This is a genomic window from Burkholderia metallica (genome assembly GCF_902832845.1).
Taxonomy (GTDB): domain Bacteria; phylum Pseudomonadota; class Gammaproteobacteria; order Burkholderiales; family Burkholderiaceae; genus Burkholderia; species Burkholderia metallica.
In genome coordinates, this window is record NZ_CADFDB010000001.1 from 1,050,729 (window position 1) to 1,075,387 (window position 24,659).

The following is a 24,659-nucleotide window of genomic DNA, read 5'->3' on the forward strand; positions in this document are numbered from 1 at the left end:
GGGTTGTCCTTTCGGCCAGCGGATCGATGCAATTCACGGGCGCGGCGGTTCCTGGAATTCCGCGAGTCGCTGCAACAGCTTCACGGCCGATGCAAGCTCGGCCCGCTCGGCCTCCGACAGTTGCGCGTGCAGCGCACGCAACAGCCAGTCGTCCTTGGCCGCGCGGTTGGCCTGCAGCACCTTGCGGAAACGGGGCGTGAGCGCGATCAGCGTCTGCCGGCCGTCGGCGGGATCGGGTTCGCCGCTGACGGCGCCCAGCGTCTCGAGCGTCGCGACCGTCACGCGCATCGACTGCGGACGCACGCTTTCGGCACGCGCGAGCGCCGATACGGTCGCGGGGCCGTCGCGATCGAGCCGCAACAGCACCGATTTCTGCGACGACGTCAGGTCGTTCGGGTGGATCTGCTCCCGCATCCGCCGCATCAGCTTGCCGACCGAGATGCGGAGTTCGCCGGCGAGACCGGCCACGGGGAGCGCTTCGGAGGGAGACGATCGCGTGTTCATGAATTCAAGATAGCAGATATACAGGAAAACTGTACAGTTTAGCTGCATATTTCAGGATGTAAGGATCGCCGCTGCGCCGTTGCCCGACCCGACGCGAAACGTCCCGTTCGGCCGCGCGAGCCGGGTGCTCTGCGATAATGCGGGCTCTCCATTTCCGCTCCGCCTCCGCCATGACGCAGCCGTCAGCCCCGCTCGCCACCGACCTGCCACCGATCTCGTGCCTGCCCGGCGATGCGTTGCCGTGGCTGCCGATGAGCGTCGACCTGCCGGGGCTGGCGATCAAGTACCTGCACATCAATGCGGCCGAGGACACGCTCACCGCGCTGCTGAAAATGCCGGCCGGCGGCAGGCTGCCGCGCCACCGTCACGACGGCGACGTGTTCGTCCATACGTTGCAGGGGGCGTGGCGCTATCTCGAATACGACTGGGTGGCACATGCCGGCTCGACGGTGCTCGAACCGGCCGGCTCGGTGCATACGCCGCAAACGCTCGGCGCGCCGGGCGAGGACGTGATCACGCTGAACGTGATGCGCGGCGATCTCGTGCTGCTCGACGACGACGGCCGCGAAACCGCGCGCGAGAACTGCCGCGTCGCCCTGCTGCGCCAGCGCAAGCATGCGCGGACGGCCCCAGACGACGCCGCGCCGTTCGTCACCCGCTGAAAGCCGCACGGCAGCTCAGTTCGAACGGGCCGCTCGTCGCCGTCATACAGCAACCGTCGGCAGAACGTGCAGAACCGGCCTATGCCTATGCCGGCAACGGTTCACCCCGTTTCCCTCTCGTCCGCCCGCGCGTCGCGCCGCATCGCCTGCGGCGGCACGCCGAACCCGCGCACGAACGCCTCGCGCATGTGTCGACGGTCGCGAAAGCCGTTTTCCTTCGCGATCACATCGAGCGGATGGCGGCTCTGCTCGATCATCAGCCGCGCCGATTCGAGCCGCAGCCGCTCGATCGCCTTCGCGGGCGACTGCCCCGTTTCGAGCGTGAACACGCGGCTGAACTGACGCGGGCTCAGGTGTACGGCCGCGGCGAGATCCTCGACCGTCAGCGCGCGGTCGAGATGCTGCCGCGCGTAATTCAGCGCATTCTGGATCCGGTCGGATTTCGGCGCGAGATCGAGCATTTCCGAATGCTGCGACTGGCCGCCGGCGCGGCGCTGGTGCATCACGAGCTTGTGCGCGACCGACCGGGCGGCATCGGCGCCCAGATCCTTTTCCACCATCGCGAGCGCGAGGTCGAGGCCGGCCGTCATCCCGGCCGACGTCCAGATCGGGCCGTCGACGATGTAGATCCGGTCGTCCTCGACGCGAATCTCCGGGTAGTGCCGCTGCATGTCGCGGCCGAACGCCCAGTGCGTGGTCGCGCGGCGCTGCGCGAGCAGCCCGGCTTCGGCCAGCACGAACGCGCCCGTGCAGATGCCGGCGATCCGCCGGGCACGCGCGCTGGCGCGGCGCAGGTACGCGACGACCCCGGCCGGCGCCGGCGACGCGAGCGGATCGTTGACGCCCGCGACGATCCACGTGTCGACGCCGATCCGCCCGCGCAGCGCGCGCGTCGCAACCGGCAGCCCGAGCGACGAACGCACGTCGCCGCCGTCGACCGAATAGTTGTCCATCACGTAGAACGGCTCGCTCATGCCGAGGTTCGCGTACTCGAACACCGACTGCGCGGCGAGCGCCATGATCTGGAAGCCGTCGCTGATCAAAAAGCCGATACGGTGCATGTGCGTTCTCCCGTGCCGGGCACGCGAATCGGCCCGATGTCCTGAATCATACCCATCTACGTCATTTGTGTCGCAGCGATTCGAGACCAGAATGGCTTCACGCCATCCGGCCCATCCCTCGAAACGGAGCACATCATGACGCAAGCACATCGCGGTACCGCCCTCATCACCGGCGCCTCTTCGGGCATCGGCGCCGTCTACGCCGACCGCCTCGCGCGCCGCGGCTACGACCTGATCCTGGTCGCGCGCAGCCGCGAGCGGCTGGCCGCCCTCGCCGAGCGCATCACGAACGACACGCAGCGCGGCGTCGAGATCATCGACGCCGACCTCAACGACCGCGCCGCGCTCGCCACGGTCGAGGCGAAGCTGAAGCAGGATGCGAGCATCACGCTGCTCGTGAACAACGCGGGCATCGGCACGCATGCGCCGCTGCTCGACGCCGACGTCGACGCGATGACGCGGATGATCGACCTGAACGTGACCGCGCTCACGCGCCTCACCTATGCGGCCGTGCCCGGCTTCGTCGCGCGCGGCCGCGGCGCGGTGATCAACATTTCGTCGATCGTCGCGATCTCGCCGGAAACGCTGAACGGCGTGTACGGAGGCAGCAAGGCGTTCGTGCTCGCATTCAGCCAGTCGCTGCATCACGAGCTCGCCGACAAGGGCGTGCAGGTGCAGGCCGTGCTGCCCGGCGCGACCGCCACCGATTTCTGGCAGACGGCTGGCCTGCCGCTCGAACATCTGCCGAAGGAAATCGTGATGCCGGCGGCCGACATGGTCGATGCGGCACTGGTCGGCTTCGATCGCGGCGAACTCGTGACGATCCCGTCGCTGCATGCCGGCGACGAATGGGCCGCGTACGAGGCCGCGCGCCGCACGATGGCGCCGCATCTGTCGGCCGACACGCCCGCACCGCGCTACGCGCTTGCCCGCTGACCGGCGCACGTCCCGCAGATCGAAAACGACACGCACGGCGGTCTCCGGGACGTGCCGCGAAACGCGGTGAAGGGCGGCGAATCGCCGGCCGTTACCCGATGGTTCGACGGCCGGTTTCGGACACGTGCCGCTCGCCGGATTCGTCTGCGGAAAACCTCGCCCGATTCGTTCGTCGTCGGAACAAGAATCGCATTCATACGACCGATTCCAACCCGCTTGCCACACAATTCGCGTATCAGTAAGCTCTGCGATTGCAGTCTTCAAGCGGCCTCGTTCGCCCGGTATTCGTCCGATCACGAGGCCATCTCCAGTTGCGGAATTCGACGATGCGGGTCCGTATGTTCATCACCGAGACCGGCGATGCGCCGGCCTGTGCGCACGGTTCGGCCGACCGCCAGCCCGCGCGCGCGCCGCTGCCGGAACTGGATGCCGTCTGCCGTGTCGCGCGTGCGCATTTCGGCGCCGCCGGCGCGTTCATTGCGCACACCGAAGCCGGTGCGCAACGCGTGCTGGCCGCCGACGGCGCCCTGCCCGATCCGCTTTGCGCCGATGGCCTGCCGTCCCGCGTCGAGCCGGCCCTCGCTGCCGATGCCCGCTTTGCTCCGCACGACACGAATACCGACGCGCCGTGCGACGGCACCTCGCGTCGCTCGTTGCGGATCGTCGCAGCCAGCGACCTGAGCGCATCCGATGGCGCGACGCTCGGCACGTTGTGCATCGTCGACGACCAGCCCTCCGCGCTCGACACCGCCAGACGCGCGCTGCTGCGCGACCTCGCAGCGCTGGCCGCAAGCGCGCTTGCCCGCGCGCTCGAAGCCGCCGCGCTGCGCGAACGTCTGCGCAGCGTCGAGGAGCACGGCACGCTGACCACGCTCGCGCTCACCGAGAGCGGCACCGGCGTGTGGGATCGCAACGTGGAAACCGGCGAGATCCATTACTCGCCGGCGTGGAAGGCGATCCTCGGCTACGCGCCGCACGAGCTCGGCACCCGGATCGAGGACGCGTACGAACGGCTGCATCCGGACGACGTCGACGACGTGAAGGCCGCGATGCTCGCGCACTTCGAGCGCCGCACCGACTGCTACGCGGTCGAGCACCGCATCCGCTGCAAGGACGGCACGTACAAATGGATCGTCAGCCGCGGCAAGGTGATCGCGCGCGACCGCAACGGCCGCGCGCTGCGGATGGTCGGCACGACCACGGACATCACCGCGCTGCGCGAGCTCGCCGCGCGGTTGCGCGATTCGGCCGCGCTCGTCGCGGATCTCACCGACCAGGTGCCCGGGCTCGTGTTCCAGCTGCGGCAGGCGGCCGACGGGCGCCGCTTCTTTTCCTATGCGAGCGCGGGTGTCCGCGACATCTACGAACTGACGCCCGAGCAGATCGCCCATAGCGCGCAGGCGGTCGAGACGCGGATTCATCCGGCCGACCTCGCCGCGTATCGGCAGTCGCTGCACGACTCGTCGGTACGGCTCACGCCGTGGCGCCTCGAATATCGCGTGCTGCTGCCCGGCCAGGGGCTGCGCTGGCGCGAAGGCGATGCGCGTCCGCAGCGCACGGCCGACGGCGGCACCGTGTGGCACGGCTTCATCACCGACGCGACCGATCGCAAGCACATCGAAGCCGAACTGCACCGGATGGCGACGACCGACCACCTGACGCAACTGTCGAACCGCCACGCGTTCATGCGGCAAAGCGAAGCCGCGCTGCGCAACGTGCGCGCGACCGGCTTCGCCGCCGCGGTGCTGATGCTCGATCTCGATCACTTCAAGGCGCTGAACGACCGCTGGGGCCACCCGGTCGGCGACCGCGCGCTGCGGCATTTCGCGCGGCTATTGCTCGCGGAAACCGGGCCGGACGACGTCGTCGGCCGGGTCGGCGGCGAAGAATTCGCGGTCGTGCTGCCGAAGGCGGATCTCGACGCCGCGCTGGCATTCGCGCAGCGCGTGCAGCAACGCGCGATGCACGCGCGGCTCGTGCACGAGGACCAGCAGGTCGCGCTGACCGTCAGCATCGGCATCGACGCGATGCGGACGTCGGATTTCGGCGCCTACCAGCCGCTGTCGCGCGCCGACAAGGCGCTCTATCTCGCGAAGGCGCGCGGCCGCAACCGGATCGAGGTCAATCGGGCGTAGCTTTGCGGCACGCACGTGGCTGCTCTCCGCTTGCGCGACCCATACCTATGCGCGACCGATCGTGCAAGCCGGCGCCGCACCTCGTCCTGCTCGTCCCGCGCGGACTGTTTTCGTACGTCCACCGAACCGCGCCCCGGCCGTCCGCATCACGCGTCCCGCGCACGCGGCTCCGCCCGCACGCCCAGCAGCATCGCGACCGCGCACGCGGCCAACAGCGCCGCGATCATCAGCATCGCCGGGTCCATGCTGCCGGTCCTCATGCGGATCAGCCCGACGAGCCACGGCGTGATCATCCCGCTCGACACGCCGATGCTGCTGATCAACGCGATCCCGCCCGCCGCGCCGGCGCCCGAGAAATACGCGGACGGCACCGCCCAGAACACCGGATGCGCGGCGAAGATCAGCATCGCCGCGATCGACAGCAGCGCCATCATCGCGACGATGCTCGGCAGGTGCAGCGTCAGCAGCGCGAGCGCCACCGCGCCGCCGAACGCACAGGCGGCGAAGTGCCGGCGTCGTTCGCGTTTGCGATCCGAGCGCCGCGCGATCGCGATCAGGCCGGCCGCGCCGACCGCGTTCGGCACGACCGACAGCAGGCTGATCTGCACGACGTCGCGGATGCCGAATTCGCGGATCATCAGCGGCATCCAGAACAGCAGCATCAGCAGCGCGGTGGTCAGCGAGAAGTAGATGAACGCGAACAGATACGTACGCGGTTCGGCCAGCACCTGCCGCAGCGAGTGCGGCGCCGGCGTATCGGCACCGGCGCGGTCCGCGGCCAGGTCCGCCGCGAGCCGCTCGCGATCGGCGTCGGACAGCCAGCGCGCGTGCTCGGGACGATCGCACAGCCAGAACCACGCGATCACGCCGAGCACGATCGCGGGCGCGCCCTCGATCGCGAACATCCATTGCCAGCCGTGCAGCCCGAGCACGCCCGACATCCCGCGCATCAGCCAGCCCGACAGCAGTCCGCCGACCATCCCGGCCACCGCGACGCCCGCGTAGAAGATCGACAGCACGGACGCGCGCCGGCGCGCCGGATACCAGTACGTCAGGTAGAACACCACGCCCGGAAAGAACCCGGCCTCGAACAGCCCGAGCAGGAAGCGCAGCACGTAGAAATGCTTCGCGCTGTCGACGGTGATCATCGCGACCGATACCGCGCCCCACAGGAACATGATCCGCGCGAACGTGCGGCGCGCGCCGAAGCGGCGCAGCAGCGCGTTGCTCGGCACCTCGAACAGCACGTAGCCGACGAAGAACAGCACCGCGCCGAGGCTGTACATCGCGTCGGTCAGGCCGAGATCCTGCCGCATCTGCAACTGCGCGAAGCCGATGTTGCTGCGATCGAGGATCGACACGATGTAGCAGATGAACAGGAACGGCACGATCCGCGCGCCGATGCGCCGGTACAGCGCGTCGTCCGTTGCCGCGATGCCGGACACCGCGGCTCGCGCGGCGTCCGCTTGAAGAGGGGCTGACATCGATCGTCTCCTCGATGGATGGGGATGCGGGGCTCGTACGGGATGCCGGTCGCCGTCGCCCGCGGGCGGCCACCGGCCGTGGCTCGCTCAGTCGCGCGTTACGTGCGTTACGGCTTCGCCCTTCACGCCGAGCATCAGCGCGACGCCGCTCGCCACCAGCAGCGCGGCCAGCAGATACACGGCGAGATCCATGTTGCCGGTGCGCGTGCGGATCATCCCGATCACCCACGGGCTGACGATGCCGCTCGTGATCCCGATGCTGCTGATCAGCGCGATCCCGGCGGCGGCCGCGTTGCCCGACAGATAGCGGGTCGGCACGGCCCAGAAGATCGGCAGCGCGGCGAAGATCAGCGTCGCCGCGATCGACAGGCACGCGAGCATCGCCGCGAAGCTGTGCAGATGCAGCGTCAGCGCCGCGAGCGCGAGCCCGCCGCCGATCGTGCAGCACGCGAAGTGCCTGCGGCGCTCGCCGGTGCGGTCCGACCGGCGAGCGATCAGGATCAGCCCCACCGCGCCGACCGCATTCGGTACGACCGTGTACAGGCTCACGGCCACGACATCGGTCACGCCGAAGTCGCGGATCATCAGCGGCATCCAGAAGTTGAGCGTGAGCGACGCGCACGTCAGCGAGAAATAGATGAACGCGAACAGGTACACGCGCGGGTTGGCCAGCGCCGCCGCGAGGCTGCGCCCGTCGTGCGCGTGGCCGTGCCCGCGGCCGTCGGCGCATAGCGCGGCGACCCGCGCCTTTTCGGCGGAACTGAGCCACGCGGCATCCTGCGGCCGGTCGACCAGCAACGTGAACGCGGCGAACGCGAGCAGGATCGCCGGCGCGCCTTCGATCGCGAACATCCACTGCCAGCCGTGCAGCCCGAGCACGCCGCTCATGTCGCGCATGATCCAGCCCGACATCAGGCCGCCGAGCACGCCGGCCACCGCGACGCCCGCGAAGAACACCGAGATCGCGGCCGCCCGCCGGTTCGCGGGGAACCAGTAGGTCAGGTACAGCACGATGCCGGGAAAGAAGCCCGCTTCGAACACGCCGAGCAGGAAGCGCAGCACGTAGAAATGCGACGGCTGCGACACGAACATCATCCCGGTCGACGCGATGCCCCACAGCAGCATGATCCGCGTGAACGTGCGGCTTGCGCCGAAACGCGCGAGCAGCAGGTTGCTCGGCACTTCGCAGAACACGTAGCCAACGTAGAACACCGCGGCGCCGAGGCCGTACATCGCGTCGCTGAAGCCGAGATCGTGCTTCATCTGCAACTGCGCGAAGCCGATGTTGATGCGGTCGAGGAACGAGACGACGTAGCAGAGGAACAGGAACGGCACGATCCGCCACGCGATCTTGCGGAACAGCTGCGCGTCGTCCGTGGCGGCGGATACGGAAGCCGAAGCGCTCGCGTGCGCGAGCGTCGCTTCGGCGGGAAGCGATCGGGGCATGTCTCTCTCCAAACAGGCTGCACGATTCGAGCGCGCAGCCGTCTCCCAGGGCGTACGTGCGCCCTGCTTTCTGATGAGATCGGATGACGGCGGAGGGGCAGGCGGCGCAACGCCGCGGCCGGTCGCCGCTTCAGCAAAAAGGCGGGGCGCCCTGCCGGGTGCCCCGCCCTCGGGTGCTCAGTCCTGCAGCGCGGCCCACATTTCCTTGTCGCGCTGCGCGGTCCAGATGCGCGGATGGGTGATGCCGCTCGCTTCGTCGTACGCACGCGACACGTCGAACGGCAAACAGTGCTCGTAGATGAACACGTGGCCGAACTTCGGGTCCATCGCTTCGCGCGTGAGCGCCATCGACGCCTTCAGGTCGAGTTTCTGCTCGACGGCCTTGCGACCCTGGGCGAGCAGCGTCGTGACGAAATCCTTCGTGTAGTCGAGCCCCTTGTTCACGTCGGCCGGGTTCAGCAGCGCCGGGCCGCGGCCCGGCACGAGCTTCTCGGCGCCGAGCGCGCGCAGCGCCTCGAGCGTGGCCGGCCACTGTTCGAGCTGCGCGTCGCCGCAATAGCACGCGGCGTCGTATTCGACGAGGTCGCCCGAGAACAGCACCTTCTGCGACGGAATCCAGACGATCGTGTCGCCCTTCGTGTGGCCCGAGCCGACGTGCATGATCTTCACTTCGAGCTTGCCGAGGAACAGCGTGATCTCGCGCTCGAACACGAGCGTCGGCCACGTCAGGCCGGGCACCGTCTCGACACCGGCGAACAGGCGCGGGAAGCGCTCGATCTCCGACTTCATGTCGGCCTCGCCGCGCTCGACGATCATCTCGTACGTGCCGCGGCTCGCGATCACGTGCTGCGCACCTTCGTCGAAATACGCGGACGCGCCGAGCACGCGCACCGCGTGGTAGTGCGACAGCACGACGTGCTTGATCGGCTTGTCGGTCACGCTGCGGATCTTCGCGATCAGGTCCTGGGCCATCGCCGGCGTCGCGGTCGTATCGACGATTAGCACGCTGTCGTCGCCGATGATCACGCCCGAGTTCGGGTCGCCTTCGGCGGTGTACGCGTACGCGTTGTCGGACAGCTTCGTCCAGGTGACTTTCTTCTCTTCCAGATCGGCTTGGGAGGCGAATGCTTTGGCCATGTTGCGTTCCGTGGCTGCGAGCCATGTGTTGAGGGGAGTGAGCGGATCATCTTCCCGCGCCGAATATTTGTCAATGACAAAGTCGCTTGCTATTGTCTAATACGGGTAAACCTGCGGGCTGGCGCGATAAATGGCGTCGGATACCATGCGGGGTTTCGTCAACGAAAGAATCATCGCGTGCAGAACCACGAAGTCAGCGCAGACGATGCGCCGCCCAAGGCGCAGCGCGGGATCCAGAGTGTCGAGGTCGGCGGACGGCTGCTCGACGCGCTCGCGCGCCGGCGCAAGCCGCTCGGCCTGTCCGAGCTGGCCGCCGCGGCCGACCTGTCGACCGCGCAGGCGCACACCTATCTCGTCAGCCTGATGCGGCTCGCGCTCGTGAAGCGCGATGCGATCACCGGCAACTACGAGCCCGGCCCGTTGTCGCTGCGGCTCGGGCTGATGTCGATCGAGCGCCAGCCGGCCTATCGCGCGGCGCTGCCGCACGCGGCACGGCTCGCCGAAACGGTCGGCCTGAGCGTCGCGCTGTCGGTGCCCGGCGTGCTCGGCCCGACGATCGTGCGCATCGAGCACGGCGGCTATCCGCTGCACGTGAACCTGCACGTCGGCTCGGTGATGTCGCTCGACACGACGGCCACCGGCCGCGTGTTCCGTGCGTTCGGCGCCCCCGCGCAACTCGACGCGATGGCCGCCAGCCAGGCCGGCGCGGGCGCGTCGCTCGCGGGCGCCGAGCAGCCGGCGCCGGACGCCGGTGTGCCGCCCGCGGACCTCGACGCGATCCGCGCGCGCGGTATCGAGCGCGGCGTCGACCTGCCGAGCCCGGGCGTCAGCGCGATGTGCGTGCCGGTGTTCGACGCGCAGGGCACGCTGCAGCTCGCGTTGACGGTGATCGGGTCGACGGGCTCGATCGACGTCGACTGGGACGGCCCGATCGCGGCGGCATTGCGCGACGCGGCCCGGCAGGCCACCGCATCGCTCGGCGCCGCGCAGGACGCAGCGCCGCCGTCGGCGTCCGGCCCGGCGCCGGCTGCGGCGCGCGTGCCACCCGCGCTCGCCGACGATGCGAAGACGCAACGCGGGATCAACGCGCTCGACAGCACCGGCGAACTGCTGCTCGCGCTGGTGTCGGCAGGCCGCGCGCTGCCGCTGCGCGACCTCGCGGCGGCAGCCGGCATGCCGGCCGCCAAGGCCTTTCCCCATCTCGTCAGCCTGCAGAAGATCGGGTTGCTGAGCCGCGACGACGCGGGCTGCTTCGGCGGCGGCCCGCTCGGTCAGGCGCTCGGCCTGATCGCGATGCAACGCGTGTCGCCGACGCGCGACGCGGAAGCCGAAATCGTCGCGCTGGCTGCCGCAACCGACATGAGCGTCGCGGCCGCGACGCTCGGGCCGCTCGGACCGACCGTGATCCGCCTCGAGGAATCGGCGCGGCCGCAGCACGTCAGCCTGCAGGTCGGCACGGTGATGTCGCTCGTCAACACGGCGATCGGACGCATCTTCGCGGCCGGCATGTCCGACGACGTGCTGGCCGACCTGCTCGCCGACGAGCCCGTGCGCCTCGCGGGCCGCGCCGCCGCGCCGGCCGACGACGCATTTCGCCGGCGGCTCGCGGCGATCCGCGCCGCCGGGGTCGATTTCGCGTTCGACGCGCCGGTGCCGGGCATCGGGACGGTCGCCGCGCCGGTGTTCGATCACACCGGCAGCATCCGGCTCGTGATCGCGATCATCGGCTCGTCGCGCGGCTTCCCGCGCGGGCCGGACAGCGACCTCGCGCAAGCGTTGCTCGCCGCGACGCGGCGGCTGTCATGGCGGTTCGGGTGGATCGGCGCGTAAGCCGCCGCCTGCCGCCGCCATCCTCCCTGCCGTTCGAATCTCCCCTTTCTTGTTTCATGCGAGGCCGCTTGGGCACGGCCTCGCCGCGCCTGTCGGTTACGTGCCGGCTGCCGCTATTCATGTTGCGCGGCAGCAACATCAAATGTCAGTAATTCTCATATAACGAAATCGCATTTCACAAAGCGGAGGCGTTTCGCTATGATTAGGGTTATCCCTAACTCGCCACCTCAACGGGGCTTTGTCATGCAAACGTCTAACACCTCCGACCGTTCCACCGAATCCGCTGGCTGGCTCGCACGCGTGGGCGAGCTGCTCGCAGAAGCCTGGGCACTCCACCTCGAGAACTGCGAAGTCATCGCCGAAGCGCACGCCCGCCTGCCGCGCTGAACGGCACGCCCGGCCGCCCGCCGGACGATGCCTGCCTGACCCCCGCTTGCCCGGACGCGCGCCATCAGGTCGCGGCCTCCCGGCAACGGGATGCAACGCAAATCGCCGGTCGGGTAGTCCGGTGGAACCCGCTCCCTGTAACGGGAGCGCGATGAAGCCGCTCTGAATCGCTTCGAAGCCGAAGCCGGCGCCGCTCGGCATCGGCGCGGTTTGTCTGCCGGTTGCCCGGGCGGGCAGCCGTTGTCCAACCGGCGCGCGGCTACGCCGGATCGTCGCGCACGGAAGATTCATCCGTTTTCCTGCCCGGGCGCCCACTCGCTCCGCACGCGCAGCCGCCCGCCCGGTTGCCGGCTTTCTCCGAGCAAGCGCGCAACACGATCCCCCGCACCGTCGTTTCAACGACGGCCGCATCCCCGCTCCCGCTCACACCTGAATCGACGGCACGTCCTTCATGCAGCGCAGCGCGAACATCGAGCGGCTGTGGCGGATGCTCGAAATCCTGTACAGCTTTTCGCGCAGGAAACGCTCGTAGCCGGCCGTGCCGTCCACCGCGACCTTGATCCAGTAGTCGTACTCGCCCGACACGAGATACGCCTCGAGCACCTCGGGCAGCGCGGCGAGTTCCTCGCCGAAGCGGGCGAGCGCATCGTCCTCGTGACGATCGAGCGTGACTTCGAGGATCACGATGTCCGCATAGCCCAGCTTGCGCTGGTTGACGAGCGCGACATAACCGTCGATGTAACCGTCCAGCTCGAGCTGCCGCGTGCGGTTCCAGCACGCGGTGGTCGACATGCCGATCTGTTCGGCCAGTTCGGCGTTCGACAGACGCGCGTTTTTCTGCAGCGCGCCGAGGATCTTGCGGTCCTGACTGTCGAGCGTTTTCGGCGAGCGTTCACGTGTGGCCATGGCAAAAAGAATCTTCTCCTGAAAACCGGCATATTATCTGAACGCCATTCCGGATTTGTGTCGGTTTGTGTGGAAAAGCGGAAGCCTTTTAATCCGGCCCGTTGATATATTTTCATCCATGCCTGCTGTCCGGCACGTTCCCGCGACAACCCCTTCGCACCGGCACGCACGGCCGCAATCACGAGTTGCGGTGCCGGCCGGCAGGCATGCGATTCCCCGCCGCCCGCGCGCCTATCCGGCCGCGCGGCTTCGGCGCCCCTGATCCCGTTCCCGCCCTACCCGTCATGTCGTTCAGGCTTTACCTGTCGTTTCTCGCTGCTTCCGCCGTTCTCGTCTACGCCCCCGGCCCCGTCAACCTCCTCACCATGAACCAGGCACTGCGCGCCGGCTGGCGCCGCGCGCTGCCGTGCGTCTGGGGCGGCACGCTCGCCGTGCTGCTGCAACTCGCGCTGACCGCGCTGTGCCTGAATTCCCTCGTGCATCTCGACGAGCGCGCGCTGACCGTGCTGCGCTGGGCCGGCGCCGCCTACCTCGTCTGGCTCGGCTGCAAGCAATGGCTCAGCCGCGCGCCGGCGGCGGCGCCTGCCGGCTCCGCCGCGGCGATGGCGGCGATGGCGGCAACCGGGGCGGCCACACCCGAGACCGACTCGCACCGCGCGCTGTTCTGGCGCGGCGTCGCAACGTCGGGGCTCAATCCGAAGACGCTGCTGTTCTTCCCGTCGTTCTTCCCGCAGTTCATCAGCCCGAGCGCAGACTGGAGCCTGAACCAGCAGTACCTGCTGCTCGCCGCGACGTTCGCGGTGCTGTTCGCGCTCGGCGTGGCGTCGATGGCGCTGTTCTCGCACCGGCTGAGCCGCGCGCTGCAGCGGCCCGCGCGGATGCGCGCGATGAACCGCGTGACGGGCGGGCTGCTCGTCGGGATGGGCGCGATCATGGCCGGCTGGAACTGACAACGACCGGGCGGCCGGCTTCATCGCGGCCGCCACTTGGGTGCGTCGAAAAAGCAGCCGATCGCCGAATGCTTTAGGGTAGCGGCTGTTTTGTTGGACATGCCCGGCCGGCCGGGCGACTGGATGAAGCTTCTCACTACCCGCCTGCGGCGCGTGTTCGCGCCGATCGGCCTGCACTGGTATCTCGCCCTCCTGCTCGCGCTCGATGCGCTCATGGTGCTGCGCCCCGTCGTCGAACACGCCAGGCTCGGCCTGCATCACGCGTGGCTCGCCGATGCGCTGAATCTCGTCGCCAACGCCGGGCTCGTCGTGCTGCCGCAAGTGGTCGTCGCGGCCGGCCTCGCGACGATGGCCATCGGCATCGTGCTGCGCGCCCGCGTCGCGTGGGTGCTGTCGATCCTGCTGCTGGTCGCGGCCGCCGCGATCAGCGTGCTCGGCGGCTACCGGAGCCATGCGGTGTTCGTCTATACGGCCGTGCTGACCGTTGCGCTGCTGTACTACTGGCGGCACTTCGACCGCGCGAGCGTGGCCGCGAGCAGCCTGTTCGCGTTGCTGAGCATCGTGTCGCTGCTGATCTACGCGACCTTCGGCGTGCTGTATCTCGGCGACGAATTCACGCCGCCCGTCCACGATCTCGCCACGGCCGTCTATTTCTCGATCGTGTCGATGTCGACGGTGGGCTACGGCGACATCGTTCCGCATGCGCCGACCGCGCGCCTGTTCACCGCGTCGGTGATCGTGCTCGGCATCACGGTGTTCGCGACGTCGATCAGCGCGGTCGTCGGCCCCGTGATCGGCGGCAATCTGAAACGGATCGTCAAGGGAGGCATTTCGAACGTGATCCGCAAGCATCATTACCTGATCGTCGGCGCGACACCCGTCGCGCACGCCGTGCACGACGGGCTGCGCAAGCGCGGCTACGCGGTGACCGTCGTCGTGCCGGCCGGCGTCGAGCACAACTATCCGGCCACGACCGACCTGATCGTCGGCGATGCGACCGACCACGCGGTGCTGGAAGGCGCCGGCGCGGCGACCGCGCGCGCGGTGCTCGCGCTGCGCTCCGACGACGCCGAGAACGCGTTCATCATCCTCGCGATCCGCGAGATCGCACCGTCGGTGCGCACGGTCGCGCTCGTGAACCAGCAGCGCAACCTCGAACGGCTGCGCCTGCTGAAGCCCGACATGGTGTTTTCGCCGCAGCAGCTCGCGGGCGAACTGCTGGCCAGCACGCTCAACGACGAACCCGTCGACAAGTCGGTGATCTCGCACCTGCTGTTCGGCACGGCCGATGCCGCATGAACAGGTGAATGCATGATCGTGTGAGCGTGTGCCTCACGACCCGCGGCGCGCGCCCGGTATAATCGCGCGATGTCTGAATTGCTCGCTTACGGCGGCCTGTTCGCCGTGTCGATGGTCGCCGCGACCCTGTTCCCGCTCCAGTCCGAAGCCGTGCTCGCCGGCCTGCTGGTCGCCGGGCGCGAACCCGTGTGGGCGTTGGTGCTCGTCGCGAGCATCGGCAACGTCGCCGGCTCCGCGATCAACTGGGCGCTCGGGCGCGGTATCGAGCACTTTCGCGAACGCCGCTGGTTTCCCGTGAAGCCCGCCGCGCTCGCGCGCGCCGAGCGCTGGTACGCACGCTACGGCCGCTGGTCGCTGCTGCTGAGCTGGGCGCCCGTGATCGGCGATCCGCTGACCATGATCGCCGGCGTGCTGCGCGAGCCGCTGCCGACCTTTCTGCTCATCGTGACGATCGCGAAGGTCGGCCGTTACCTGGCCGTCGCGTGGCTCGTCACGCACTGACACCCGCCTTCTCGTCGCCCACCCGCGCACTTGCCGGCGGCGCCATCGACGACGCGTCGCTAAAGATTTCGCCGAAATTGCCGTATTAACCGGTCGACTTGCGGTGACGCGTGCGTTCCGCCCCCTCTCACTCCCCACTCAGGACGTTTCATGAGATCGACCCAATTGGGCCGGGTGAGCGTCGGCGCGCGTCTTGCCGCGCTGGCGTGTACGCTCGTCGCCCTGCTGTTCACCGTTTTTGCGTGGACGCTCGCCCATTTCGCCGGCCGGCAGCTCGCGGAAGAAGCCCACATGCGGATCGTCGACAAGGAGCAGTCGATCCGCGCGATGGTCGACCTGTTCGACAAGGCGCTGTCGGCCGAAGCGAACCGCTCGATGGCGCTGTTCGCGAGCTTCCTGCCGGCCGGTTTCTCGCTCGACCCGGCGCGCACCGTCGACATCGGCGGCGTTGCCGCGCCGACCCTCTACGCGGGCGGCCAGCCGCTCGACCTCGACTATTCGATTCCCGACCAGTTCCTGACGAAAAGCGGCGCGATCGCGACGATCTTCGCGCGCGACGGCGACGATTTCGTGCGCATCACGACGTCGCTGAAGAAGCAGGACGGCGCGCGCGCCGTCGGCACCAAACTCGACCGGGCCGGCCCCGCGTACGCACCGCTCGTGGCCGGCCGCAGCTACACGGGCCTCGCGAAGCTGTTCGGCCGGCCGTACATCACGCAGTACAAGCCGGTGACCGATGCGACGGGCCGCGTGATCGGCGCGCTGTTCGTCGGGCTCGACATCGGTGCCGAACTGAAGCTTGTGGAAGACGGCATCCGCTCGCTGAAGATCGGCGACAACGGCTACTACTTCGTGCTCGATGCATCGCAGGGGCCGTCGCGCGGCACCTTCGTCGTGCACCCCGATGCGGCGGGCCAGCCTGCCGACGACGCGCGCGCGCCGTACGCGCGGATGCTCGCGGCCGGCGAGGGGCGGCTCGCATATACGTCGACCGATCCGGCCGCGCACGACGGCGGCCCGACCGCGAAATTCGTGTCGTTCACGACGATTCCGCAGTGGCAATGGCTCGTCGGCGGCATCGCGCTCGACGACGAGCTGCTCGCCACGATGCGCGCGACCCGCAACCGCTTCCTGATGATCGGCGCCGTGCTCGTCGCGGCGTTCGCGCTGCTGTTCGTCATCGTGGTACGCCGCGTCGTGAGCCGGCCGCTCGATGCGGCGGCACGGGCGTCGGAGCGCTATGCGGCGGGCGACCTCAGCGTGCGCATCCGCGACGGCGCGGGCACGCGCGGTCAGGCCGGCAACGACGAGATCGGCCGGCTCGTGCAGGCGGTCGACGGGATCGGCGACGGCCTCGCGCGGATCGTCGCGCAGGTGCGCAACAGCTCCGCCGACATCGCGCGCGGCACGGTCGACATCGCGGCCGGCAGCGGCGACATCGCCGCGCGGATCGCGACGCAAGCGAGCAGCGTCGAACAGACGGCCGCCAGCATGGAACAGATTACCGCCGCCGTGCAGCAGAGCGCCGAACACGCGGCGCAAGCCAACACGCTGGTCGCGCACGCGTCAACTGCCGCGACCGACGGCGACGCCGCGGTGCAGCGCGTGGTCGCGACGATGGACGACATCGGCCGCGCGACGCGCCGGATCGCCGAGATCACCGGCACGATCGAAGGCATCGCGTTCCAGACCAACATCCTCGCGCTGAACGCGGCCGTCGAGGCGGCGCGCGCGGGCGAACACGGCAAAGGCTTCGCGGTGGTCGCGGCCGAGGTGCGCGCGCTCGCGCAGCGCAGTGCGGCCGCGGTCAAGGAGATCGACGCGCTGAGCGCCGAATCGTCGACGACCGTCGAACAGGGTTACCGGATCGCGGAGGCCGCGCGCGGCACGATGCGCGACATCGTCGCGCGCGTCGACCAGGTCCGCACGCTGATCGGCGAGATCAGCGCCGCGTCGCGAGAACAATCGACCGGCATCGAGCAGGTGAACCTGGCCGTCACCCAGATCGGCGACGCGACGCAGCAGAACGCGCTGCTGATCTCGGATGCCGAACGCGCGGCCGTCGCGCTGCGCGACCAGGCCGCGCACCTGTCGGACGCGGTCAGCGTGTTCCGGCTCGAAGAGAAGGCGTGATAACGGGCGGCAGGCTGCGGCCGGCCCGCCGCCTACTTCTTGTCGTCGCCCGCCAGATCGATCGCCTTGTCCGATCCCACCGCATTGCGCAGCTGAAACTTCTGGATCTTCCCGGTCGACGTCTTCGGCAACTCACCGAACCGCACGGCCTTCGGCACCTTGAAGCCCGCGAGCAGCTGCCGGCAATGCGCGATGATCTCCGCCTCGGTCGCGCTCGCGCCGTCGCGCAGCTCGACGAACGCGCACGGCACCTCGCCCCATTTCGGGTCGGGCATCGCGACGACGGCCGCGACCGCCACCGCCGGATGCCGGTACAGCGCATCCTCGACCTCGATGCTCGAGATGTTCTCGCCGCCCGAGATGATGATGTCCTTCTTGCGATCCTTGATCCGGATATAGCCGTCCGGCATCAGCACCGCGAGATCGCCGGTATGGAACCAGCCGCCGTGAAACGCGTCGTCGGTCGCCTTCGGGTTCTTCAGGTAACCCTTCATGCAGATGTTGCCGCGGAACATGATCTCGCCGAGCGTCTCGCCGTCGGCCGGCACGGGCGCCATCGTGTCGGGATCGAGCACCGTCGCGCCCGCTTCCAGGTGATAGCGCACGCCCTGGCGCGCATTGAGCCGCGCGCGCTCGTCGTCGGGCAATGCGTCCCAGTGTGCCTGCTTCGCGCACACGGTCGCCGGGCCGTAGACCTCGGTCAGCCCGTACACGTGCAGCAGGTCGAAGCCGATCTCCTTCATCTTCGCGATCACGGCCGGCGCGGGCGCCGCGCCCGCGACCATCGCATGCACCGTGTGGTCGATGCCGGCACGGAATTCGGCCGGCGCGTTCGCGATCGCGCTCTGCACGATCGGCGCGCCGCAGTAATGCGTGATGCGTTCGCGGCGGATCAGGTCGAACACCGTCTTCGCGTCGAACTTGCGCAGGCAGACGTTCACGCCCGCGCGCGCCGCGACCGCCCACGGGAAACACCAGCCGTTGCAGTGGAACATCGGCAGCGTCCACAGGTAGACCGCATGCTTCGGCATGTCCCATTCGAGGAGGTTGCTGACCGCCGCGAGATACGCGCCGCGATGGTGGTAGACGACGCCCTTCGGGTCGCCGGTCGTGCCGGACGTATAGTTCAGCGCGATCGCGTCCCATTCGTCGGCAGGCGGCGTCCATGCGTAGTCGGCGTCGCCGCTGGCCACGAGCGCCTCGTAGTCGGTCGCGCCCGCGAAGCGCGCGGGGTCGGCCGGCATCGCATCGGCCACGCTGACGATCTTCAGGCCCGGCACCTCGAGCGCCGCGCGATGCGCGAACTCCGCGTATTCGGTGTCGACGATCAGCACCTTCGCCTCGCCATGGCGCAGCATGAACAGCACCGACGACACGTCGAGCCGCGTGTTGATCGCGTTCAGCACGGCGCCGGCCATCGGCACGCCGAAGTGCGCCTCGACCATCGCCGGGATGTTCGGCAGCATCGCCGCGACCGTGTCGCCGCGCCCGACGCCGAGCCGCTCGAGCGCGCTCGCCAGCTGCTTCGCGCGCGTGTAGGTCTCGCCCCACGTGCGCCGCACGTCGCCGTGCACGATCGCGAGGCGCTCGCCGTAGACTTCGGCCGTCCTGACGAGGAAGTCGATCGGGGTGAGCGGCACGTAATTCGCGTCGCGGCGGCCGAGTCCGGCCTCGAACATCTGCGTCATGATCCTGTCTCCCGTGTCCTGTCGACCGGGGCACTTTCACCCCGGATCGTTTTGATGTGGTTCAATTGCCGACAGCCTAACGGGCGCTATTGTGAGCCGTCTGTCATCGAAACGACAGAGTGCGTGTCACGCGCTGCGCGTTATCCCTATCCTCGCAAACCCGCATCGATGCACGACCCACTCGCCGCCCCGCCCGACACGCCCGTTCGCCCGGCCGACGCGCTTCCCGAACCGGCCCCGCTGCCTGCGCTCGCCACGCTGTTCGGCCAGTGCGCGTGGTTCCGTACGCTCGCGCCCGAGCACCAGGCGCTCGTGCTCGCGCAGTCGCACGTCGAGCAGTGCGAGGCCGGCGCCGTGATCGCCCGTCGGCTCGCGCCGTCGGAATACTGGATCGGCGTGCATCGCGGCTTGCTCAAGCTCGCGATCTTCAATGCGTCGGGGCGGGGCTGCACGTTCTCCGGCGTGCCGTCGGGCGGCTGGTTCGGCGAAGGTAGCGTGATCAAGCGCGAGCTGCGCAAGTACGAGGTCGTCGCGATCCAGCGCTCGACCGTGCTGTTCGTGCCGGTCGACACGTTCCACGCGCTGCTCGACACGAGCCTGCCGTTCACGCGCTTCGTGATCCACCAGTTGAACAACCGGATGGGCGAATTCATCGCGTCGATCCAGAACAGCCGGCTGCTGGACGTCGACGCCCGCGTCGCGCAGGCGCTCACGCAGCTTTTCAACCCCGACCTGTACCCGGACACCGGCCCGTCGCTGTCGATCTCGCAGGAGGAACTGGGCATGCTCGTCGGCGTGTCGCGGCAGCGGATCAACCAGGCGCTGCAGCAGCTCGAAAAGCTCGGCACGCTGCGGCTCGCGTACAACCAGATCGACGTCGTCGATCTCGGTGCGCTCGCGCGGGTCGGCATCGAGCAGATCTGAGCGCGACCGATGAACGCGATCGATGCCGATGCAGCCAGCCCGTCCGGCATCGCGGCCGTTTTGCGGCCGGCGCGTCGCGCCGCGTTTCCTCTGTCGAATCGGCACCCGGCCCGCGCGCCCCAACCTGACGATTCCGCCAGTTTCGCGACAGTAACCCGTTCCACGCCGACGCCTATCATTCGGGTTCCCTTTATCCACGCCTGATCACCGCCTGTCCCGCTGCCTCCATGTGGATCGTCAATCTTGCGCTCAGGCGCCCCTACACGTTCATCGTCATGGCCATCATGATCGTGCTGGCCACCCCGCTTGCGCTGATGCGCACGCCGGTGGACGTGCTGCCCGCGATCAACATTCCCGTGATCAGCGTCATCTGGAATTACAGCGGCTTCTCCGCGACGGAGATGACGAACCGCATCACGTCCGTGCACGAGCGGATCCTGACGACGACCGTCAACAACATCCAGCACGTCGAATCGACGTCGCTGCCCGGCATCGCGGTCGTGAAGGTGTTCCTGCAGCCGGGCGCGAACGTGCAGACGGCGATCGCGCAGACGGTCTCGTCCGCGCAGGCGATCGTGCGGCAGATGCCGCAGGGCGCGACGCCGCCGCTCGTGATCACCTATTCGGCGTCGAGCATTCCGGTGATCCAGCTCGGGCTGTCGAGCAAGACGCTCAGCGAACAGTCGCTCGCCGACATCGCGCTCAACTTCCTGCGCCCGCAGCTGATCACGGTGCCGGGCGTGCAGATCCCGTTTCCGTACGGCGGCCGCACGCGCGTGGTCGCGATCGACCTCGATCCGCAGGCGCTGCTCGCGAAAGGGCTCACGCCGGCCGACATCGTCAACGCGGTCAACGCGCAGAACCTCGTGCTGCCGACCGGCACCGCGAAGATGGGCGCGACCGAATACCGGATCGACACGAACGCGTCGGCCGACACCGTCGCCGACATCAGCAACCTGCCGGTCCAGACCGTCAACGGCGCGACGACTTACCTGCGCGAAGTGGCATCGGTACGCGACGGCTTCGCGCCGCAGACCAACGTCGTGCGCCAGAACGGCCAGCGCGGCGTGCTCATCTCGATCCTGAAAAGCGGCGACGCGTCGACGCTCAAGGTCGTGTCCGACCTGAAGGCGCTGCTGCCGAAGGTGATCCCGACGCTGCCCGAAGGGCTCACGGTCACGCCGCTGTTCGACCAGTCGGTGTTCGTCAACGCGGCCGTCCAGGGCGTGATCCACGAGGCGCTGATCGCCGCCGTGCTGACCGCGATGATGATCCTGCTGTTCCTCGGCAACTGGCGCAGCACGCTGATCATCGCGATCTCGATCCCGCTGTCGATCTTCACGTCGCTGATCGCGCTGTCCGCGCTCGGCGAAACCATCAACATCATGACGCTCGGCGGGCTCGCGCTCGCGGTCGGGATCCTGGTGGACGACGCGACCGTCACGATCGAGAACATCGAGCGGCACCTGCATCTCGGCACGAACCTGCATGACGCGATCCTCGAAGGCGCCGGCGAAATCGCGGTGCCCGCGTTCGTGTCGACGCTGTGCATCTGTATCGTGTTCGTGCCGATGTTCTTCCTGACCGGCGTCGCGCGCTTCCTGTTCGTGCCGCTCGCGGAAGCCGTCGTGTTCGCGATGCTCGCATCGTACGTGCTGTCGCGCACGCTGGTGCCGACGCTCGCGATGCTGCTGTTCCGCCCGCAGCAGGCGAGCACCGGCCCCGACCGTTCGACGTCGCGCTTCGCGCGCATCCATCACGCGTTCAACGCCGCGTTCGAGCGGCTGCGCGCGTGGTACATCGTGCTGCTCAGCATCCTGCTGGTGCGCCGCCGCTTCTACGCGACGTGCTTCCTCGGCTTCTGCGTGCTGTCGACGGGCCTCGTGTTCGTGCTCGGCCGCGACTTCTTCCCGAATGCCGATTCCGGCAACATCCGGCTGCACATGCGCGCGCCGACCGGCTACCGGATCGAGGAAACCGCGCGCCTCGCCGACCAGGTCGAACGCGTGATCCGCGAAACCGTGCCGTCCGACGAACTCGGCGCGATCGTCGACAACCTCGGCCTGCCGGTGAGCGGCATCAACCTGTCGTACAGCAACGCGGGCACGATCGGCACGCTCGACGGCGAACTGCTGATCGCGCTGAAGCCCGGCCACCGCGCGACCGGCCACTACGTGCACGCGCTGCGCACGGTGCTGCCCGAGCGCTTCCCGGGCGTCGAGTTCTTCTTCCAGCCGTCGGACATCATCACGCAGATCCTCAACTTCGGCCAACCGGCCGCGATCGACGTGCAGGTGCTCGGCAACGATCTCGCGAGTAACATGACTATCGCGAGCAGCCTGATGAAAAAGTTCAGGCGAATCCCCGGCGCCGTCGACGTGCACGTGCTGCAGCGCAACGACGAACCGACCCTGCTGGCCGACATGGACCGTACGCGCATGCAGCAGCTCAATCTCTCCGCGCAGAACGTCGCGCAGAACATGCTGATCTCGCTGTCGGGCAGTTCGCAGACGACGCCGTCGTTCTGGATCAACCCGCGCACCGGCGTGCAGTACCCGCTGCAGATCCAGACCCCGCAATACACGCTCTCGTCGGTCGACGACCTGCTCGGCACGCCGATCTCGGCGAACGGGCGCACCGGCATGCCGCTGCAACTGCTCGGCAATCTCGTGCAGGTGCGCAACACCGCGAACCCGGCCGTGATCACGCACTACAACATCCGCCCGGCGATCGACGTGTACGTGAGCGTCGAGGGCCGCGACCTCGGCGCGGTCGCGGGCGAGATCGACCGCATCGTGTCCGATGCGCGCGCGACGCTGCCGCGCGGCACCGAGCTGACGATGCGCGGGCAGATCGAGACGATGCGCACGTCGTATATCGGCCTCGGCGCGGGCGTCGCGATGGCGATCGTGCTCGTCTACCTGCTGATCGTCGTCAACTTCCAGTCGTGGCTCGACCCGCTGATCATCATCAGCGCGATGCCGGCCGCGCTCGCCGGCATCGTGTGGATGCTGTTCATCACCGGCACGCACCTGAGCGTGCCCGCGCTGACGGGCGCGATCATGACGGTGGGCGTCGCGACCGCGAACAGCATCCTGGTCGTGTCGTTCGCGCGGCAGCGCCTGCAGGCCGGCGCGCCGCCGCTCACGGCCGCGCTGGAAGCCGGCGCGACGCGGATCCGGCCGGTGCTGATGACGGCGCTCGCGATGATCATCGGGATGGTGCCGATGGCGCTCGGTCTCGGCGAAGGCGCCGAGCAGAACGCGCCGCTCGGCCGCGCGGTGATCGGCGGGCTGCTGTTCGCGACCGTCTCGACCCTGCTGTTCGTGCCGCTCGTGTTCGGCGGCGTGCATGCGCGGCTGGCCCGCCGGCGTGCGCGCCTGGCCGGACACTGACCTTCGTTCCACTACCCGGTTGATTTGGTTGAATTCATGGAAGAGAAACATCACAGCGCCGTCGGCATCCAGGTGGACGAACACGGCATGCACCTGCCGACGCGCACGTCGGTGTCGCGACGCGCACGCATCGTCCTGATCGTGATCGGCGTGCTGCTGGCCGCCGGCGCCGCGCGCACGGTCGTCGTCAACGTGCTGAACCGCAACCGGCTCGACGCGGTCGCCGAGCAGAACACGCGCCAGTACGTGAGCGTCGTGCATCCGGTCGACGCGGCCACCGGCGGCAAGCTGACGCTGCCCGGCACGCTGCGCGGCTTCGTCGAGGCGCCGATCTACGCGCGCGCGAGCGGCTACGTGCTGCGCTGGGAGGCCGACATCGGCACGCACGTGAAGCAGGGCCAACTGCTTGCCGAACTCGACACGCCCGAGCTGAACCAGGAACTCGCGCAGGCCACCGCGCAGCGCCAGCAGGCGCAAGCGTCGCTCGCGCTCGCGAAGACGTCGTTCGAGCGCGCGCAGCAGTTGCGCCAGCGCGATGCCGTCTCGCAGCAGGAACTCGACGACCGGCAAGGCGCGTTCAACCAGGGCACCGCGAACCTTGCCGCGGCCGACGCGAACATGCGCCGGCTCACCGAGCTGAAGGGCTTCCAGCGGATCGTCGCGCCGATCGACGGGATCGTCACGCAGCGCAACGTCGACGTCGGCGACCTCGTCAGTTCCGGCAACGCGGGCCGCGCGCTGTTCACGGTCGTGCAGGCCGACCGGCTGCGCCTCTACGTGCAGGTGCCGCAGGCCTACGCGCAACAGGTGAAGGTCGGCCAGCAGGTGAGCGTCGCGCAGGCCGAGCTGCCGGGCCGGACGTTCGACGGCACGATCACGCGCACGTCGCAGGCGATCGACGTCGCGACGCGCTCGCTACAGACCGAAATCACGCTGCCGAATCCGGACGGCCGGTTGCTGCCCGGCGCGTACGTGCAGGCAACGCTGCCGATGACGCCGGTCGGCCGCCTGCAGGTGCCGGCCAATACGCTGCTGTTCCGCGCCGAAGGGCCGACGGTCGCGACCGTCGACGCGAACGGCCAGGTTCGCCTGAAACCGGTGACGGTGGTGCGCACGATCGGGCAGACGCTCGAAGTCGACGGCCCGCTCACGCCGAACGACCGCCTCGTCACCAACCCGAGCGACGCGCTCGCGAACGGCGACCCGGTGATCGTCTCGACGCCGGCTGCAACACCGGCCGCGAAGCCGGCGGCCGGCGCCGCGGAGGCGAAGTCGTGATCG

Annotated in this window: 19 protein-coding genes; 12 read left to right on the top strand and 7 right to left on the bottom strand. The window is 68.7% G+C overall.

What is annotated here, in order from left to right; genetic code table 11:
• Window positions 1-33: 33 nt before the first annotated feature.
• Complete coding sequence (locus HWX08_RS04640) at window positions 34-504, bottom strand: MarR family winged helix-turn-helix transcriptional regulator (RefSeq protein ID WP_174919486.1); 471 nt, start codon at window positions 502-504, stop codon at window positions 34-36.
• A 170-nt stretch (window positions 505-674) separates the two neighbouring features.
• On the opposite strand from HWX08_RS04640, the gene HWX08_RS04645 reads away from it, so the two are divergent.
• The gene (locus tag HWX08_RS04645) at window positions 675-1,166 is read left to right on the top strand and encodes a 2,4'-dihydroxyacetophenone dioxygenase family protein (RefSeq protein ID WP_069259834.1); all 492 of its coding nucleotides are present in this window, start codon (window positions 675-677) and stop codon (window positions 1,164-1,166) included.
• A 101-nt stretch (window positions 1,167-1,267) separates the two neighbouring features.
• Here the strand turns inward: HWX08_RS04645 and HWX08_RS04650 are convergent, their stop codons facing one another.
• On the bottom strand, window positions 1,268-2,227 hold the full coding sequence (locus tag HWX08_RS04650; protein WP_069259833.1) for a GlxA family transcriptional regulator: 960 nt from the start codon (window positions 2,225-2,227) through the stop codon (window positions 1,268-1,270).
• Window positions 2,228-2,362: 135 nt separating this feature from the next.
• On the opposite strand from HWX08_RS04650, the gene HWX08_RS04655 reads away from it, so the two are divergent.
• Window positions 2,363-3,163 carry an SDR family NAD(P)-dependent oxidoreductase gene (locus tag HWX08_RS04655; RefSeq protein ID WP_069259832.1) on the top strand — a complete coding sequence of 267 codons (801 nt, stop codon included), beginning with the start codon at window positions 2,363-2,365 and terminating at the stop codon, window positions 3,161-3,163.
• A 326-nt stretch (window positions 3,164-3,489) separates the two neighbouring features.
• Window positions 3,490-5,298 (top strand): sensor domain-containing diguanylate cyclase, encoded by a 1,809-nt coding sequence (locus tag HWX08_RS04660; protein WP_244122675.1) that lies wholly within the window; start codon window positions 3,490-3,492, stop codon window positions 5,296-5,298.
• A 146-nt stretch (window positions 5,299-5,444) separates the two neighbouring features.
• Here the strand turns inward: HWX08_RS04660 and HWX08_RS04665 are convergent, their stop codons facing one another.
• From HWX08_RS04665 to HWX08_RS04675, 3 genes are all read right to left on the bottom strand, one after another.
• Window positions 5,445-6,782, bottom strand: coding sequence for an MFS transporter (locus tag HWX08_RS04665; RefSeq protein ID WP_174919487.1), 1,338 nt, complete (start codon window positions 6,780-6,782; stop codon window positions 5,445-5,447).
• A gap of 87 nt (window positions 6,783-6,869) precedes the next feature.
• Window positions 6,870-8,228, bottom strand: coding sequence for an MFS transporter (locus tag HWX08_RS04670; protein WP_174919488.1), 1,359 nt, complete (start codon window positions 8,226-8,228; stop codon window positions 6,870-6,872).
• Window positions 8,229-8,405: 177 nt separating this feature from the next.
• Window positions 8,406-9,365, bottom strand: coding sequence for an MBL fold metallo-hydrolase (locus HWX08_RS04675; protein ID WP_069259828.1), 960 nt, complete (start codon window positions 9,363-9,365; stop codon window positions 8,406-8,408).
• Between the two features lie 177 nt (window positions 9,366-9,542).
• Here HWX08_RS04675 and HWX08_RS04680 point away from each other — a divergent pair, with 177 nt between their 5' ends.
• Both HWX08_RS04680 and HWX08_RS04685 read left to right on the top strand, forming a co-directional pair.
• Window positions 9,543-11,195 carry an IclR family transcriptional regulator gene (locus HWX08_RS04680; RefSeq protein WP_175806980.1) on the top strand — a complete coding sequence of 551 codons (1,653 nt, stop codon included), beginning with the start codon at window positions 9,543-9,545 and terminating at the stop codon, window positions 11,193-11,195.
• A gap of 243 nt (window positions 11,196-11,438) precedes the next feature.
• Window positions 11,439-11,582, top strand: coding sequence for a hypothetical protein (locus HWX08_RS04685; protein WP_167375398.1), 144 nt, complete (start codon window positions 11,439-11,441; stop codon window positions 11,580-11,582).
• A gap of 423 nt (window positions 11,583-12,005) precedes the next feature.
• Here HWX08_RS04685 and HWX08_RS04690 read toward each other — a convergent pair whose 3' ends face one another.
• Entirely contained in the window at window positions 12,006-12,488 is a 483-nt protein-coding gene (locus HWX08_RS04690) for an Lrp/AsnC family transcriptional regulator (protein ID WP_107311693.1), read from the bottom strand.
• 284 nt (window positions 12,489-12,772) lie between these two features.
• Here HWX08_RS04690 and HWX08_RS04695 point away from each other — a divergent pair, with 284 nt between their 5' ends.
• The 4 genes from HWX08_RS04695 (at window position 12,773) to HWX08_RS04710 (ending at window position 17,371) form a co-directional block, all read left to right on the top strand.
• On the top strand, window positions 12,773-13,438 hold the full coding sequence (locus tag HWX08_RS04695) for a LysE family translocator (protein WP_069259825.1): 666 nt from the start codon (window positions 12,773-12,775) through the stop codon (window positions 13,436-13,438).
• A gap of 123 nt (window positions 13,439-13,561) precedes the next feature.
• Complete coding sequence (kch, locus tag HWX08_RS04700; RefSeq protein WP_174922551.1) at window positions 13,562-14,737, top strand: voltage-gated potassium channel protein; 1,176 nt, start codon at window positions 13,562-13,564, stop codon at window positions 14,735-14,737.
• Window positions 14,738-14,806: 69 nt separating this feature from the next.
• A complete protein-coding gene (locus HWX08_RS04705; RefSeq protein WP_174922552.1) occupies window positions 14,807-15,238 on the top strand; it encodes a YqaA family protein in 432 nt (143 codons plus the stop codon).
• Between the two features lie 150 nt (window positions 15,239-15,388).
• Entirely contained in the window at window positions 15,389-17,371 is a 1,983-nt protein-coding gene (locus tag HWX08_RS04710) for a methyl-accepting chemotaxis protein (RefSeq protein ID WP_174922553.1), read from the top strand.
• A 32-nt stretch (window positions 17,372-17,403) separates the two neighbouring features.
• Here the strand turns inward: HWX08_RS04710 and HWX08_RS04715 are convergent, their stop codons facing one another.
• Window positions 17,404-19,059 carry an acyl-CoA synthetase gene (locus HWX08_RS04715; protein ID WP_069259822.1) on the bottom strand — a complete coding sequence of 552 codons (1,656 nt, stop codon included), beginning with the start codon at window positions 19,057-19,059 and terminating at the stop codon, window positions 17,404-17,406.
• Between the two features lie 168 nt (window positions 19,060-19,227).
• Here HWX08_RS04715 and HWX08_RS04720 point away from each other — a divergent pair, with 168 nt between their 5' ends.
• From HWX08_RS04720 to HWX08_RS04730, 3 genes are all read left to right on the top strand, one after another.
• Complete coding sequence (locus HWX08_RS04720) at window positions 19,228-19,983, top strand: Crp/Fnr family transcriptional regulator (RefSeq protein ID WP_174922554.1); 756 nt, start codon at window positions 19,228-19,230, stop codon at window positions 19,981-19,983.
• Between the two features lie 227 nt (window positions 19,984-20,210).
• Window positions 20,211-23,378, top strand: a complete 3,168-nt coding sequence (locus HWX08_RS04725; RefSeq protein ID WP_174922555.1) for an efflux RND transporter permease subunit — start codon at window positions 20,211-20,213, stop codon at window positions 23,376-23,378.
• 36 nt (window positions 23,379-23,414) lie between these two features.
• Window positions 23,415-24,656, top strand: coding sequence for an efflux RND transporter periplasmic adaptor subunit (locus HWX08_RS04730; RefSeq protein WP_174922556.1), 1,242 nt, complete (start codon window positions 23,415-23,417; stop codon window positions 24,654-24,656).
• Window positions 24,657-24,659 lie beyond the last annotated feature (3 nt).